Source organism: Mycobacterium sp. UM_11, from assembly GCF_001414075.1.
Lineage (GTDB): Bacteria > Actinomycetota > Actinomycetes > Mycobacteriales > Mycobacteriaceae > Mycobacterium.
The window spans coordinates 52,353-66,878 of the sequence record NZ_LATC01000006.1 but is presented as its reverse complement, the minus strand read 5'-3'; the positions used below and the strand labels follow the sequence as shown (position 1 = coordinate 66,878).

Below are 14,526 nucleotides of genomic sequence, written 5' to 3'. Positions count from 1 at the left end.
CAAACCGACCACTGAAGGTACGCAGACCCAGCTCACCCACCGAAGAGGTATTCGTGTTCGTGCCCGCAGGCCACCGACGATGACCGCCCCGATCTGGATCGCCTTCCCGCCTGAAGTGCACTCGACCTTGCTGAGCAGCGGCCCCGGACCCGGGCCGCTGCTCGCCGCTGCGGCGACGTGGTCGTCGATGAGCAGCCAATACACCGATGCCGCAGACGAACTCGGCGCGCTCCTGGCCGCCGTGCAGGGCGGTGCCTGGGGCGGGCCCAGCGCCGAACAGTACGTGGCGGCCCACGCCCCGTACCTGGCCTGGCTGCTGGAGAGCTCGGCCAACAGCGCGGCCGCGGCCGCGCTGCACGAGACGGCAGCCGGCGCCTACACGGCGGCGCTGGCCACCATGCCGACGATGCCCGAGCTCGCCGCCAACCACGCGACCCACGCGGCGCTGGTGGCGACGAACTTTTTCGGCATCAATACGATTCCCATCGCGGTGAACGAGGCCGACTACGCGCGCATGTGGCTGCAGGCCGCCGAGACCATGACCACCTACCAGGTGGTGGCCGAGTCCGCCCTCGCGGCGGTCCCCGCGTCCACGCCCGCGCCGCCCATCGTCACCCCGGGCGCGGAGGCGAGCGTCGCCGCGGCGCAAGCCGCCGACACCCAACAGCAGGCCACCCAGACCTACCCGTCGTGGCAGGACCAGCTCACGGCGTGGCTGCAGCAGTACACCAAGAACTTCGCGTGGCCGGTGTCCAAGGACCTCAACCCGGGTGGCTGGCCGTTCCCACCGGTGCCGTTCGTCAACGGCCTCGCCTCGTTCTTCGGCCAATTGGGTTTCTCGCCGGCCCTCTCCAGCGCCCTCGGCTGGGCCATCTTCCACACCCTGATGATCTTCTGGCCCTTCATGCAAGCCGCCATCCAGATGGCGGTCGTGCTCGCACCGATGGCCGTTTCCCTACTGGCCGGCGCCGCGGCAGGGAGCGCGGCCGCGGCCGTCACCGCGGTCAGCGTCGCGGCCCCGCTCGCGGTCTCCGCACCGCTGCCGGCGGCCGCGCCCGCGCCGGCGCCGATGGCCTCCGCGCCGGCACCGACCCTCGGGACCGCCCCCGCCGGCATCAGCCATGTCCAGACGGTGTCCAGCGCGCCCGCCTCGACCGTGGCCACGCCTTCCGCCGGCGGACCGGGCGGCGGCGGGCCGGGGTCGGGGTTCAGCCCCACGGCCACCGACGGGATCGGCGCGGGGATGTCCGATGCCCTGTACGCCGTGGGACTTTCGGGCCTGGCGGCGCGCGGCACCGCCAGCGGCCGGGCGCGTCGCAAGACCGAGGAGCCGGTGCCCGACGACGTCGACGCGCCGGCCGCGGCCGCGGCGGCGGCAGATGCCAAAAAGAAGGCACGGGCCCGTCGGCGCCGCCCCGGTGCGGCCACGGACCGGGCCTACCGCTACGAATTCATGGACCTGGACCAGGAGGCTGTCGACGACGAAGATCCGGCCGCGGTGCGCGCTTCGGATCAGGGCGGCGGACCGCTCGGATTCGCCGGGGCCGCAGCGCGATCCGGTGTCGCCCGGCCAGCCGGGTTGGCGACGCTGACGCGCGACCGGTTAAGCGACGGCCCCAGCGTGCCGATGATGCCGAGCAGCTGGAGCGAAGACTAGGCCTTAACTCGGGTACCGCCGCGGGGTGAACACCCGATCACCGAAATCGCTTGCGTGCCATTGCGTTTGCGACGAGCCGACGATCAGCAGGCAGCGCATGTCCACCGTGGCGGGGTCGAGGTCGGCCAGCCGCACCACGCGGACGTCCTCGTCGGGTCCGGACACGTTGCGGCCGATCACCACCGGCGTCGCGGGTTCGCGGTGTTCCAAGAGCAGGTCGCGCATCGCGCCGACCTGCCAAGTGCGCGTCTTGGACGCCGGGTTGTATATCGCGAGCACGAGGTCTGCGGCGGCCGCGGCGGCCAGCCGCTCGGCGATGATGTCCCACGGCTTGAGCCGGTCGGACAGCGAGATCACCGCGTAGTCGTGACCCAGCGGCGCGCCGACCCGGCTCGCCACGGCCTGCGCGGCCGTCATCGCCGGAATGACGCGGACCCGCACGCCCGGCCATTCTTTGGCCTCTTCCAATACCGCGGTGGCCATCGCGAAGACCCCAGGATCGCCCGACGACACCACCGCTACGGCCCGGCCCTCTTCCGCCAGCGCACACGCCAGCCGGGCCCGCGCCGGTTCGTCGGTGTTGTCGCTGGGGTGGCGCCGTTGCCCGTCGCGCACCGGCACGCGGTCCAGATAGCCGCCATAGCCGATCAGGTCGGTCGCGCTCGCCAGCTCGCGCCGGCTCTGCGGGGTCATCCAATCGCTGCCGCCGGGGCCCAGACCCACGACCGCGACGGTGCCGGCCGCCGGCTGCCGCCCGCGTCGCCCGCCCGGCAACATCGCCAGCGAGAAGTACGGCACGCCCGTTTCGTCGACCTCGGCGGCGGGCAGGATGCGCTGTCCGGCCGTGCTGGCCCGTTCCACGTAATAGGCGTCGTCAAGCTGTCCGGATGCCGAAAGGGCTTCCCGCACAGCGTGATACGAGCGGCCCAGTTTGAGCACCACCGCGGCGTCGGCGTCGGCCAGGCGGCGGGTCAATTCGGCGATCGGGAGCGTGCCCGGCAGCACCGAGAGCACCTCGTCGCCGGCCACCAACGGCGTCGCGATGGCCGCCGAGGCGGCGCTCACCGACGTCACACCCGGCACGATGACGGCATCGAAGCGCTGCGTCAGCCGGGTGTGCAAATGCATGTAGGAGCTGTAGAAGAGCGGGTCGCCCTCGGCGAGCAGCGCCACGTTGCGGCCCGCGTCGAGGTGCGCGGCGATGCGCGCGGCGGCCTCGACGTAGAAGTCCTCGAGCGCCCCGGCGTAGCCGCCGGGATGATCGGTCACCTCCGTGGTCACCGGGTAGATCAGGTGCTCCTCGATCTGGCCGGGCCGCAGGTACGGTTCGGCGATGCCGCGCGCGATGCTGCGACCGTGCCGCGCGCTGTGGTAGGCCACCACGTCGGCCTCGCCGATCACCCGGGCGGCCTTGACGGTCACCAATTCCGGATCCCCGGGCCCGAGCCCGACCCCCCAGAGGGTGCCTCTGTGGTTTGCGAGGCCGGTCATTCGCGGTCGCTCGCGATCGCGTTGACGGCGGCGGCGGCCATCGCGCTGCCGCCGCGGCGGCCCCGCACCACCAGGTACGACATCCCGCGCGGGCGGTCGATGAGCTCCTGCTTGGACTGTGCCGACCCGACGAATCCAACCGGGCCGCCCAGCACCCCGGCCGGCGGGGCGACACCCTCGTCGATCAGCTCGAGCAGCCGGAAAAGTGCGGTCGGCGCGTTGCCGATCGCCAGCACGGCGCCGGGCAGCCGGTCGGCCCACAACTCCACCCCGGCCGCCGACCGGGTGGTCTGGCGCCGGGCGGCCAGCTCGGGAGCGCGCGGATCAGCGACCAGCGACACCACCTCGTTGCCGGCGGGCAGCCGCGCCGCGGTGATCCCGGCCGCCACCATCGACGAATCGCACAGCACCGGGGCGCCGTTGCGCAGCGCGGATCCGACGCGGGCGGCGACGTCGTCGGTGTAGGCGACGTGCTCGGCGACGTCGACCTGCCCGCAGGTGTGGATCAGGCGGACCACCACCCGGGCGATGTCGTCCGGGAACCGGGCCAGGTCGGCCTCGGCGCGAATCGCCGCGAACGACTGGCGATAGATCTCCGCCGCGTCGCGGATGTAGTCGAGCACCCGATTACCCTAAGGTTCTGGCGGCTTCGCCGCGCTGGGGGTCGCCGCGAAGCGGGCGGTATCCGTCGCCGGTCGCCAGCAGCACTTCGCCGGCCAGTGGGCTGCCGCAGGCGCGCTCGCAGCCGACGAAGTGACGGTGCACTCCCGAATCCGCGTCCAGCGCCCCGGCGGCGTCGGCCCGGACATCGGCACGCGAATGCGCGCACCCGGGGCTGCCGGTGCAGGCGCTGAGGTTCAGCCAGGGGGAGTTCTCGTCGAAAACCAAGCCCAACGGCGCCAGCACCCGCAGCGCTACGTCGGCGACGGCCTCGTCGAGATCGCAGACGAGCACCGATCGCCACGGCGTGATCACCAGCGGGGCCTCGATCACCGCCAGGTACTCCGCGACGCGTGCCGACAGCACACCCAACGGGACCGCGGCGCCGAGCGCCACTCGGCCGTCGTTCTGGTTGATCCAGCCCACTGGCGGCCTAGTGACCGGCGGAAAGTAATTGTCGCCGAGTTCGACACCCGGCAACAGGCCTTCTATGTCGTCTAATTCCTTGACGCGCCAAGCGGTTCCGCGTGTGGTCGCGAAACGGGTCGCGATGACGACGAGCGTCTCGACCACCTCGCCTCCCGCCAGCCGGACACCGGTGTCACGGCCCGCGAGCAGCAGCGCCCAGCCGTCGGGGAACGCGTGCACGCCGACGTCGGCGCGCTGGCCCGAGACGTCGCCGCGCCCGTCGTCGAGGCTGAACCAGAACCGGCCGCCCAGCTCGACGAGGCTCGGTTCGGCGCGGATCGCCGCGTCCAGCTCGGCGACCCACGGCCGCACGTCAGCGGTTCCACCGGCCCGGCCGGAGAGCGGGGACGCGACGATGTTGCGGACCCGTTCGTGCGTCTCCGACGGCAAGAGTCCGGCCTCGGCGACCGCCTCGGCCGCGGCCGCCACATCGCTGATCCCGCGCACCTGCACGTTGCCGCGCGCGGTGAGCTCCAGCGTCGACGAGCCGTATTGGCTCGCCACCCGCGACAGCGCCGCCAGTTGGGCGGCGGTCAGCGCGCCGCCGGGCAGCCGGATCCGCGCCAACGCGCCGTCGGCCGCCCGGTGCACCTGCAGCGCACCCGGGCAGGCGTCGGTGTCACGCGATCTGGCCATCCGTCCACGGTACGGCCACGCCGTCAGCGAAGTTGCGTGCCGAGGTTCGGTTGAGGCGTCCGCTTGGTATCGCCGGCGGCCTCGACGGGTGCGCGGTCGGTGGCATCCGAGCCCGCGCCCTGGGTTTGGCCGGTGTCCGCCGGGGTCGCTTCGGTCGTTGAATTCGCCTGGCGCCGTTGCCGACCGGGTGATTGCGCCGGGTTGTTCCCCTCTCGATTCGACAGTTGCATCAATGCCGCGAGGGTTGGCATTCCGGCGGATTGTGTGTCGTCGCGTTTGGCGTCCGGGGAACTCTCGAGCGTGCCTGTCTGCGTGCGTTCGGATTCCTGCCCAGTCACCTTTGGCCGGACGGATTGCCCGCCGCCGGGCGCGGCTAGCGTCGCGGACGGGCCGTCAAGACTTTGGAATTCGGAGACCCGCGACTCGGGTGCCGCCGTGACCACGCTCTGGGCGGTCGACTCAACCGCGATTTGGGCCGCGGCCGCACCCAGGCGCTCTATCTCGGAGGTCAGATGGTCCGCCTTGTTGCGGTTTTCCACCGATATGCCAGTCAAGGCGCCGAGCATGCCGAGGGCAGCAGCCATTGCAAGCGACGACGCCGCGATTGCCCAACCCACTGCCCACGCCGGTCCGCCCGGTACATACGCCAAAGCTATTCTCAGGACGACCTCAATGGCGATCGCCGCGGTAAGCAGGTTGAGCAATATCCCGAAGCCTAGGCGAAAGTGGGTGACCCATTCCGCTTGATTCGCGACGATCTCTGCCAGCTGGCCGTCCAGACCCGCCATCGTCTGCGCGATGTCTCGCAGCAACGCCACCTGGGCTGCGTAGGCGTCAGAAGCCTCTCCTTCCCAGCCCTCGCGAGGAATGGCTGATTTCAGCTGTTCGTGGAGTGCGCCCCACAGTTCCGCACCCGCTTTCAGATCGTTTCCCTCGTTAGGAGGGCCGAATCCCGTCAGCAGTTCCAAGTACCCGACAACGCTGGCCGTCCAGGGGAGGATATTTACCGCTGCGCCCGTACGGCCTTGCATAGGGTTTGCCACATTGAAACCCGGCTTGCCCCGCAAAGCGGTCTGCACCCTGTCGTTTGGGTTGTACAAATACTTGGTATGTTTCGCCCATCTCGCGTCACTGAAATTAGTTCTGACCCCTTTGTTGCGGTCGTATTGCGTGACGAAATCGGTCGCCTTATATACCCCGCCGAGAATTTGACGCGACGTAAATGAGCTTCCCAGACCGCCGGTCATGCCGGTCACGCTGGCTGCCAGGTATTCGCTGCCGCCGTCGGTGTCGGAGGTGGGCGGCGTGAGTTTGGCGTCCAGTCCGATGAACTGCGATCCGAAGTTTCCCAAGTTGGTGAGCATGCGGAGTGCATCGGCAACTATTGACATTCGGCCATCCTCGGGTCAGCTTGTCGTTCTTGACGTTCAAACAACGCTAACACCGGCTAAGGCACGCGAGCGTCACTAATTTTTTCCGGGTCGGGGATTGGATCGGTGCCGCGCCGGGCACACTCGTCCGCATGCAGACGGTCGAATACGCGCCAGGCCGGTTGGTCGATGTCTACGGCGATCCGGCGCAGCCCACGGTCCTGTTATGGCACGGCATGCAGACGGATGCGCGCGCGTCTTTCGGGCCCCTCGCCGGCATGCTCGCCGTGCGCGGCGCGGCGGTCGTGGCGCCGGACTGGAACTCCCACGCCGAGGACGGCGGCCGCGCGGACCTGTTGGGATCGCTCGACTTCGCGCGCAAGCACGCCGCCGAACCCGACGCCATCGTGCTCGTCGGGTGGTCGATGGGAGGCGTGGCGGCGGCGGCGCTGGCCGTCAGCGGCGATGTGCAGTTGGCGCATACCGTCTGTTTGGCAGGCGCGTTCATGGTCCCCGACCCGATTTTCGGTCGGCGCGTCAGCGACGAACTCTCCCCGGAGCGTGTCGGCGCGCCGTTCACGTTGCTGCACGGCCTGGGCGACGACGTCGTACCGGTGGCGGTCAGCACGGAGTTCGCCGCCAGCCTCCAACGGGTCGGGTGGCCGGTGGAGCTGGTGGAGCTGGCCGCCGACCACGGGTCCATCGCCGGCGCCGACTACGACGCCGCGGCGGATCGCTACGAGCCGGGCAAAAGCGAGGAGGCGCTGCGGGTCGCCGAGGAGGTCGCCGCCCGGATCGCGGGGACGTTCCGGTACGAATAGGGGGTGGCTGAGCCGACCATCCTGCTGCTCTCGACGTCCGACACGGACCTGATCAGCGCCCGCTCCAGCGGAAAAAATTATCGGTGGGCCAACCCATCCCGCCTGGATGAAGCCGATCTGCCCGACCTGCTGTCCGACGCCGCGATCGTCGTGGTCCGCATCCTCGGGGGCTACCGCGCCTGGCAGAGCGGCATCGATGCGGTGATCGCCAGCGGCGTGCCGACGGTGCTGGTCAGCGGCGAGCAGGCCGCCGATGCCGAGCTGACCGGCCTGTCCACGCTCGCGGCCGGCATCGCGGTGCAGGCGCACATCTACCTCGCGCACGGCGGTGTCGAAAACCTGCGCCAGCTGCATGCCTTCCTGTCCGACACCGTGCTGATGACCGGCTTCGGGTTCGGGCCGCCCGTCGTCACCCCCACGTGGGGCGAGCTGGAGCGGCCCGCCGCCGTCGGCGACGGCCCCGCGATCGCCGTCCTGTACTACCGCGCGCAACAGCTGGCCGGCAACACCGGCTACATCGAGGCGCTGTGCCGCGCCATCGAGGACGCCGGCGGGCGGCCGTTGCCGGTGTACTGCGCGTCGCTGCGCACCGCCGAACCCGAACTGCTGCAACGACTGGGCGACGCCGACGCCATGGTGGTCACCGTCCTGGCCGCCGGGGGACTGAAACCGGCCACGGCGTCCGCCGGCGGAGACGATGACAGCTGGAACGTCGAACACCTTGCCGCCCTGGATATTCCGATCCTGCAGGGATTGTGCCTGACGAGCTCTCGGGCCCAGTGGAGCGACAACGACGACGGGCTCAGCCCGCTCGACGTGGCCACCCAGGTGGCGGTGCCCGAGTTCGACGGCCGCATCATCACCGTCCCGTTCTCGTTCAAGGAGATCGACGACGACGGGCTGATCTCCTATGTCGCCGACCCGGAACGATGCGCGCGAGTCGCGGGTCTGGCGATTCGGCACGCGCGGCTGCGCCACATCGCCGCGGCCGACAAGCGAGTGGCCCTGGTGTTCTCGGCGTACCCCACCAAACACGCGCGGATCGGCAACGCCGTCGGCCTGGACACCCCGGCGAGCGCGGTCGCGTTCCTGCGGGCGATGCGCGAGCGCGGATACCGGGTGGGCGACGTGCCCGGGGTCGACGCCGACGACGGTGACGCGCTGATCCACGCATTGATCGAGCGCGGCGGGCAGGACCCCGACTGGCTCACCGAGGGTCAACTGGCCGGCAACCCAATTCGGGTGTCCGCCAAGGATTACCGGGACTGGTTCGCCACGCTGCCCGCGGAGCTGACCGACGCGGTGACAAAGCACTGGGGCCCGCCGCCCGGGGACCTGTTCGTGGACCGCACCAATGACCCCGACGGTGAAATCGTCATTGCCGCAATGCAAGCGGGCAACCTGGTGCTGATGGTCCAGCCGCCCCGCGGTTTCGGCGAGAACCCGGTGGCGATCTATCACGACCCCGACCTGCCGCCCAGCCACCACTACCTGGCCGCCTACCACTGGCTCGACGCCGGCTTCGGTGCGCACGCCGTCGTCCACCTGGGCAAGCACGGCAACCTGGAGTGGCTGCCCGGAAAGACCCTCGGGATGTCGGCGGCCTGCGGATCCGACGCCGCGCTGGGCAACCTGCCGATGATCTACCCCTTCCTGGTCAACGACCCCGGCGAGGGCACCCAGGCCAAGAGGCGGGCGCATGCGGTGCTCGTCGACCACCTCATCCCGCCGATGGCGCGCGCCGAAACCTACGGTGACATCGCCCGGTTGGAGCAATTGCTCGACGAGCACGCCAACGTCGCGGCGCTGGACCCCGGCAAGCTGCCCGCCATCCGCCAACAGATCTGGACGCTGATCCGGGCCGCCAAGATGGACCACGATCTCGGGCTCACCGAGCGGCCCCCGGAGGACTCGTTCGACGACATGCTGCTGCACGTCGACGGTTGGCTGTGCGAGATCAAGGATGTGCAAATCCGCGACGGCCTGCATGTACTGGGCCAAAAGCCTTCGGGAGAAACCGAACTCGACCTTGTGCTGGCGATCCTGCGCGCCCGCCAGCTGTTCGGGGGAGAGCAGGCCATCCCGGGATTGCGGCAGGCGCTGGGCCTTGCGGAGGACGGTACCGACGAACGCGCATCGGTCGACTCGGCCGAGGCAGCGGCCCGCGGACTCATCGCGGCGCTGCAGGCCAGCGGCTGGGAGCCCGACGCCGCCGACCGCATCACCGACAACCCCGAGGTGGCGGAAGTGCTGCGGTTCGCCGCCACCGAGGTGGTGCCCCGGCTGGCCGGCACCGCCGCCGAGATCGACCAGGTCCTCAATGCCTTGGACGGCCACTTCATCCCTGCCGGGCCGTCCGGATCGCCACTGCGCGGTCTGGTCAACGTGCTGCCCACCGGGCGCAACTTCTACTCCGTCGACCCCAAGGCGGTGCCGTCGTGGCTGGCCTGGGAAGCCGGTGTGGCCCTGGCCGATTCGCTGCTCACCCGCTACTGCGACGACCACGGGCGGTGGCCGCAATCGGTGGGGCTGTCGGTGTGGGGCACCTCGGCGATGCGCACCGCCGGCGACGACATCGCCGAAGTGCTTGCGCTGCTGGGTGTTCGGCCGGTCTGGGACGACGCGTCGCGGCGCGTCGTCGACCTCGACCCCATTCCGCTGGCCGAACTGGGCCGCCCGCGCATCGACGTGACCGTGCGGATCTCCGGGTTCTTCCGCGATGCCTTCCCACATGTGGTGACCATGCTCGACGACGCGGTGCGGCTGGTCGCCGAACTCGACGAGCCCGCGGACGACAACTACGTGCGTGCACACGCCCAGGCCGACCTCGCCCAGCACGGCGACCAGCGGCGCTCGACGACAAGGATTTTCGGCTCCAAGCCGGGCACCTACGGCGCCGGACTGCTGCAGCTGATCGACAGCCGCAACTGGCGCGACGACGCCGATCTGGCGCAGGTGTACACCGCGTGGGGTGGCTTCGCCTACGGCCGCGACCTGGACGGTCGCGAGGCCGTCGACGACATGAACCGTCAGTACCGGCGCATCGCGGTGGCCGCCAAGAACACCGACACCCGCGAACACGACATCGCCGACTCCGACGACTATTTCCAGTACCACGGCGGCATGGTCGCCACGGTGCGGGCGTTGACCGGCCAGGCGCCGGCCGCCTACATCGGCGACAACACCAGACCCGACGCCATCCGCACTCGCACGCTGTCCGAGGAGACCACGCGGGTCTTCCGTGCCCGCGTCGTCAACCCACGCTGGATGGCCGCCATGCGCCGGCACGGCTACAAGGGCGCATTCGAGATGGCGGCCACCGTGGATTACCTGTTCGGTTACGACGCGACCGCGGGCGTGATGGCGGACTGGATGTACGAACAGCTCACCGAGCGCTACGTGCTGGATCCCGAGAACCGCAAGTTCATGGCGGAGTCCAACCCCTGGGCGCTGCATGGGATGGCCGAACGGCTGCTGGAGGCCGCCGGCCGCGGCATGTGGGCACAGCCCGAACGGGAGACCCTGGACGGGCTGCGCCAGGCCCTGCTCGAGACCGAGGGCGACCTGGAGGGCTAAGTTTCCCTGCGCGAGCAGACGCAAAATCGCATAAATAAGACCATTCCCGTGCGATTTGGCGTCTGCTCGCGGGGGTCAGTCCGTGAAGTCGATTCGGACGCTGATCGGGTCGGACTGCAGGGCGCGGAAGGTTGCGGCGACGACCGGTGACCACAGCCGCGATGTCGCGAAGGTGCGGGCCCGCTTCGCAGGATCATCGTCGGGCGCGAACCGGGCGATGCCGGAACGCCACCGGTTCCGTTGCCGGATGCGCACTTTCGGGTCGGCCGCGACGTTGAGCGCCCAGCCGGAGCGTCGTCCGTGCTGGGAAATCACCCAGGCTCCTTGATCGTCGAAGTTAGCGGCAACCGGAACGCGGCGGCGGTTCCCGGATTTTCGCCCGGTCGTTTCGAGCTCGGTCGCGAACGTCGTCCGGACGCCGAGCCGGCTGAGTAACGCCACCACCGGGTTGGCGACGTAACGCCCGATGAGGCGTTCCCTTCGGAATTTTCGGACGGCCTGTCGGGTCGTGATCGTGTCGTCCGCGTTGCTCGACATCGGTAGCCTCCGGTCCTCGTCGTGGTAGATCGGTCGGTCTACCATTGGCGCTAATCTAGTAGAATGATCGGTCTACCGCAAGTGAGTGAGCCGAACTGCGAAGGTGAGGAAAGTCGATGTCTGCACGGGAGCGGTTGATTGCCAGCGCGATTGCGCTCGTTCGCACCGCCGGAGTCGCCGGCGCGAGCGTCTCGGCGCTACTCGACCACTCGGGCCTGGCGCGCAGAACGCTCTACCTGAACTTCCCCGGTGGCAAACCGGAACTCGTGGAGGCGGCAACCGAAACCGCTGCCGCCGAGCTCACCGGAACCATCCAGAACTGCATGAATGACGCCGATCCCGCGCGAGCGGTGGGCGCCTTCCTGCAGAAGTGGGAAGCGATGCTGGCCGACACCGACTACACGGCCGGCTGCCCGATCGTGGCGGCGACGCTGGGCCGCGCGGAGGCGCCCGCCGCCGCCGACACCGCGGCGGCGGCCTTCAGCACGTGGGAAGGCATGCTGGCCCAGTTACTCCGCGAAGCGGGCGTGGAACGGTCGGCGGCCGCCGATCTGGCCACCACCGCGGTTGCCGCCGTGGAGGGCGCGGTCATCATGTCTGTGGCGCAGCGGTCACCGAGCCCGCTGCGACGGGTAAGGCGTGTGCTCGCCGCCCAATTTGCCGTAGGTTGACAGCGTGACACCCACCTTCGCCGATCTCGCCAAGGCGCAATACATCCTGCTGACCACCTTCACCAAGGACGGCAAGCCCAAGCCGACGCCGATCTGGGCGGCCCCGGACAAGGACCGGCTCCTGGTCATCACTGGAGAAAAGTCGTGGAAGGTCAAGCGGATCCGCAACACGCCGCGGGTCACGTTGGCCACCTGCACGATGCAGGGCAAGCCGACCAGCGAGGCCGTCGAAGGCACCGCGGCCATCCTCGACAAGTCGCAGACGGCGGCGGTTTACGACGCGATCGGGCAGCGCTACGGCGTCGTGGGAAAGGTGTTCAACTTCGTCAGCAAGCTGCGCGGCGGCATGGAGAACAACGTCGGCCTCGAGTTGAAGGTGGCACAGACCTAGGGCCTCATGGGCACCGTCCTCATCCCCATCCCGGACCGCGACTTCGACCCCACCGAGGTCGCCGTCAGCTGGCGCGTCCTGACCCGCGACGGTCATCGGGTGGTGTTCGCCACCGAGAGCGGCACGCCGGGCTCGGCCGACGACATCATGGTGACCGGTCGTGGACTGGACGCCTGGTCCGCCCTGCCGGTGCTCGGTGCCATCCCGCTGATCGGGCTGATGCTCAGGGCCAACAGGGACGGGCGCGCCGCCTATCGAGACATGTTGGCGTCAAACGAGTTTCAGCATCCCATTGCCTGGTCCCAAGCCGGCCTCGACGGCATCGACGCGCTGTTGTTGCCCGGCGGCCATCGCGCCCGCGGAATGCGCAGCTACATCGACAGCGACATCCTGCACCGGCTCGTCGTGGACGCCTTCGCCCGCGGGCTGGTCGTGGGTGCCATCTGCCACGGTGTGCTGCTCGCCGCGCGCAGCGTCGACCCCGCGACGGGCCGCTCGGTGCTCTACGGCCGCAAGACCACGGCGTTGACGTGGGCGATGGAGGGCCTGGCGTGGCGACTGACGCGGGTCACCCGATTCTGGGACCGGGACTACTACCGCACCTACACCGAGCAACCCGGCCAGGCGAATGGCTACATGTCGGTGCAGGCGGAAGTGACTCGCGCGCTTGCAGATCCAGCGGATTTCCGCGACGTGGTGCGCGGTTCACCGGGCTGGCGGCGCAAGGCCTCGGGCATGGCGCGCGACACCGCGACCGATTCGCGGCCCGCATTCGTCGTCGACGACGGCAGCTACGTGTCGGCCCGTTGGCCCGGCGACACCCACACCTTTGCCGCCGCCTTGTCGCGAAAGCTCAACTGACGCAACTAGGTTGAAGCGCTCGCCAAATGTTCGCCGAAGAACGCGAAAACGCGGCGCCAGGCGTCCTCGGTGGCGGCCTCGTCATAGCCGAAACCGGTGATCCTAAGCAGTGATTGGGCGGGCAGATCGTTGGCGAAGCTGTGCCCGACGCCGGGATAGACCTTAACGTCGGCCGTGATGTTCTTTCTGGCGATGACCTCGTTCAGCTTCTCGGGCGCGCCTCGGCCCAGCGGGTCCTTCGCGCCGAAGCTGGCCACGATCGGGCACGCCCCGTCCAGCGTCTTGTCGAGGTTGCGGGGCAGGGGAGCGCCATAGAACGGTGCGGAGGCGCCGAACCCCTTGGGCGACATCACCAGTGCGAACTGGCCGCCCATGCAGAAACCCGCGATGCCGATTTGACCCGAACATTCCGGCATGGCCTTCAGGTGATCGCGGGCGGCCAGGATGTCGGAGAGGGCGCGGCCGCGCTGCGTCTGCAGCTCCTTCATCACCCGGGTGATGCAACGGATCCGGCCGCCCCGCGCGTACATGTTCGGGGTGATCGACACATAGCCGGCATCCGCGATGCGCTTGTTCGTCGACTCTTTGTCCCGGCCGTATCCGAACGCGTCGTGAACCACCACGACGCCGGGCCACGGGCCCGGGCCCGAGGGCAGGTCCAGCAGCGCGTCGATCGGTCCTTCGGGCGTGTCGATCTCAATCGTGGTCATAGCGTCATCTAACTGCAATCGCCCCGGACATCACCATGGGAACTTCGACGCGGTCGGCGGACGTTGGCCAGACATGCTGTCACGGCTGTTTGTCATCTACGCCGTCGTGGAGCTGGCGGCGAGCATCGCCCTGGCTTCGGCGATCGGATGGGGCTGGACTGTGCTGGCGTTGCTGGGCACCTTCGTGCTCGGCTGGGGCCTGATGGTGCCGATGATGGGATCGCACGTCCTGCGCCAGATCGCGCACCTGCGATCCGGCCTGGCCGCTCCCCGCACCGCGGCGAGCGACGGCGCGCTCTTCGCCCTGGCCGCACTCCTGGTGCTGGTGCCCGGGCTGGTCACCACGGCGTTGGGGCTGTTGCTGCTGGTCCGGCCCGTCCGGTCGGCCGTGGGCCCGGGACTGGCGGCGGTCGCGATGCGCGGGCTGCGGCGGCGGATGCCGTTGCTCGCGGACGCGACGCTGTTCGGCGCGGGCCCGCGCCAGGGCGGCGCCCCCGCGGGCGCCGACTACATCGACGGTGAGGTGGTGGACGTGCGGGATTTCAAACCGCCCGCCCTGCCGAACCAGCCGGTGCGCGGTGGATTCCCGGGACGGCCCGGCTGGGACTGAACATCGCCAGCCGCCCCACGTAGTTTTGCCCTGTGACTGCAACCACGCTGCTGGTCAACGGCCGGGT

At 69.6% G+C, this 14,526-nt stretch carries 13 protein-coding genes; 7 read left to right on the top strand and 6 right to left on the bottom strand.

Annotated elements, in window-relative coordinates; translation table 11 throughout:
* Positions 1-79: 79 nt before the first annotated feature.
* Positions 80-1,657 carry a PPE family protein gene (locus WU80_RS03110; protein ID WP_055399422.1) on the top strand — a complete coding sequence of 526 codons (1,578 nt, stop codon included), beginning with the start codon at positions 80-82 and terminating at the stop codon, positions 1,655-1,657.
* A gap of 3 nt (positions 1,658-1,660) precedes the next feature.
* Here the strand turns inward: WU80_RS03110 and WU80_RS03105 are convergent, their stop codons facing one another.
* Genes WU80_RS03105 through WU80_RS25760 form a run of 4 tightly spaced genes read right to left on the bottom strand, consistent with a single transcriptional unit; the run spans position 1,661 to position 6,303 of the window.
* Positions 1,661-3,148: a precorrin-2 C(20)-methyltransferase gene (locus WU80_RS03105; RefSeq protein WP_055399424.1), complete on the bottom strand. Its 1,488-nt coding sequence runs from the start codon at positions 3,146-3,148 to the stop codon at positions 1,661-1,663.
* On the bottom strand, positions 3,145-3,771 hold the full coding sequence (locus WU80_RS03100; protein WP_055399426.1) for a precorrin-8X methylmutase: 627 nt from the start codon (positions 3,769-3,771) through the stop codon (positions 3,145-3,147). Before WU80_RS03100 ends, WU80_RS03105 begins: the two co-directional genes overlap by 4 nt.
* 4 nt (positions 3,772-3,775) lie before the next feature.
* Positions 3,776-4,912, bottom strand: a complete 1,137-nt coding sequence (gene cobG / locus WU80_RS03095; protein WP_055399428.1) for a precorrin-3B synthase — start codon at positions 4,910-4,912, stop codon at positions 3,776-3,778.
* A gap of 23 nt (positions 4,913-4,935) precedes the next feature.
* A complete protein-coding gene (locus WU80_RS25760) occupies positions 4,936-6,303 on the bottom strand; it encodes an EspA/EspE family type VII secretion system effector (protein WP_156349407.1) in 1,368 nt (455 codons plus the stop codon).
* 131 nt (positions 6,304-6,434) lie between these two features.
* On the opposite strand from WU80_RS25760, the gene WU80_RS03085 reads away from it, so the two are divergent.
* The gene (locus tag WU80_RS03085) at positions 6,435-7,103 is read left to right on the top strand and encodes a S9 family peptidase (RefSeq protein ID WP_055399432.1); all 669 of its coding nucleotides are present in this window, start codon (positions 6,435-6,437) and stop codon (positions 7,101-7,103) included.
* A gap of 3 nt (positions 7,104-7,106) precedes the next feature.
* Entirely contained in the window at positions 7,107-10,679 is a 3,573-nt protein-coding gene (gene cobN / locus WU80_RS03080) for a cobaltochelatase subunit CobN (protein WP_055399435.1), read from the top strand.
* 75 nt (positions 10,680-10,754) lie between these two features.
* On the opposite strand, the gene WU80_RS03075 is transcribed toward cobN, so the two are convergent.
* Positions 10,755-11,261, bottom strand: coding sequence for a nitroreductase/quinone reductase family protein (locus tag WU80_RS03075; protein ID WP_231633724.1), 507 nt, complete (start codon positions 11,259-11,261; stop codon positions 10,755-10,757).
* Between the two features lie 71 nt (positions 11,262-11,332).
* Here WU80_RS03075 and WU80_RS03070 point away from each other — a divergent pair, with 71 nt between their 5' ends.
* From WU80_RS03070 to WU80_RS03060, 3 genes are read left to right on the top strand one after another with little or no spacing between them, the layout of a single operon-like run.
* Positions 11,333-11,887, top strand: a complete 555-nt coding sequence (locus tag WU80_RS03070) for a TetR/AcrR family transcriptional regulator (RefSeq protein WP_055399438.1) — start codon at positions 11,333-11,335, stop codon at positions 11,885-11,887.
* 4 nt (positions 11,888-11,891) lie between these two features.
* A complete protein-coding gene (locus WU80_RS03065) occupies positions 11,892-12,278 on the top strand; it encodes a PPOX class F420-dependent oxidoreductase (RefSeq protein ID WP_055399440.1) in 387 nt (128 codons plus the stop codon).
* Positions 12,279-12,284: 6 nt separating this feature from the next.
* A complete protein-coding gene (locus tag WU80_RS03060) occupies positions 12,285-13,139 on the top strand; it encodes a type 1 glutamine amidotransferase domain-containing protein (protein WP_055399442.1) in 855 nt (284 codons plus the stop codon).
* 5 nt (positions 13,140-13,144) lie between these two features.
* Here the strand turns inward: WU80_RS03060 and WU80_RS03055 are convergent, their stop codons facing one another.
* Positions 13,145-13,849: a dienelactone hydrolase family protein gene (locus WU80_RS03055; RefSeq protein WP_055399444.1), complete on the bottom strand. Its 705-nt coding sequence runs from the start codon at positions 13,847-13,849 to the stop codon at positions 13,145-13,147.
* 73 nt (positions 13,850-13,922) lie between these two features.
* On the opposite strand from WU80_RS03055, the gene WU80_RS03050 reads away from it, so the two are divergent.
* Positions 13,923-14,459 (top strand): FxsA family protein, encoded by a 537-nt coding sequence (locus WU80_RS03050; protein WP_055399446.1) that lies wholly within the window; start codon positions 13,923-13,925, stop codon positions 14,457-14,459.
* Positions 14,460-14,526: the final 67 nt, after the last annotated feature.

Excerpts from the sequence above, each read along its gene's own strand:
- WU80_RS03110 (WP_055399422.1), top strand. The coding sequence starts at position 80 with ATGACCGCCCCGATCTGGATCGCCTTCCCGCCTGAAGTGCACTCGACC.
- WU80_RS03105 (WP_055399424.1), bottom strand. The coding sequence starts at position 3,148 with ATGACCGGCCTCGCAAACCACAGAGGCACCCTCTGGGGGGTCGGGCTC.
- cobG (WP_055399428.1), bottom strand. The coding sequence starts at position 4,912 with ATGGCCAGATCGCGTGACACCGACGCCTGCCCGGGTGCGCTGCAGGTG.
- WU80_RS25760 (WP_156349407.1), bottom strand. The coding sequence starts at position 6,303 with ATGTCAATAGTTGCCGATGCACTCCGCATGCTCACCAACTTGGGAAAC.
- WU80_RS03085 (WP_055399432.1), top strand. The coding sequence starts at position 6,435 with ATGCAGACGGTCGAATACGCGCCAGGCCGGTTGGTCGATGTCTACGGC.
- WU80_RS03075 (WP_231633724.1), bottom strand. The coding sequence starts at position 11,261 with ATGGTAGACCGACCGATCTACCACGACGAGGACCGGAGGCTACCGATG.
- WU80_RS03070 (WP_055399438.1), top strand. The coding sequence starts at position 11,333 with ATGTCTGCACGGGAGCGGTTGATTGCCAGCGCGATTGCGCTCGTTCGC.
- WU80_RS03060 (WP_055399442.1), top strand. The coding sequence starts at position 12,285 with ATGGGCACCGTCCTCATCCCCATCCCGGACCGCGACTTCGACCCCACC.
- WU80_RS03055 (WP_055399444.1), bottom strand. The coding sequence starts at position 13,849 with ATGACCACGATTGAGATCGACACGCCCGAAGGACCGATCGACGCGCTG.
- WU80_RS03050 (WP_055399446.1), top strand. The coding sequence starts at position 13,923 with ATGCTGTCACGGCTGTTTGTCATCTACGCCGTCGTGGAGCTGGCGGCG.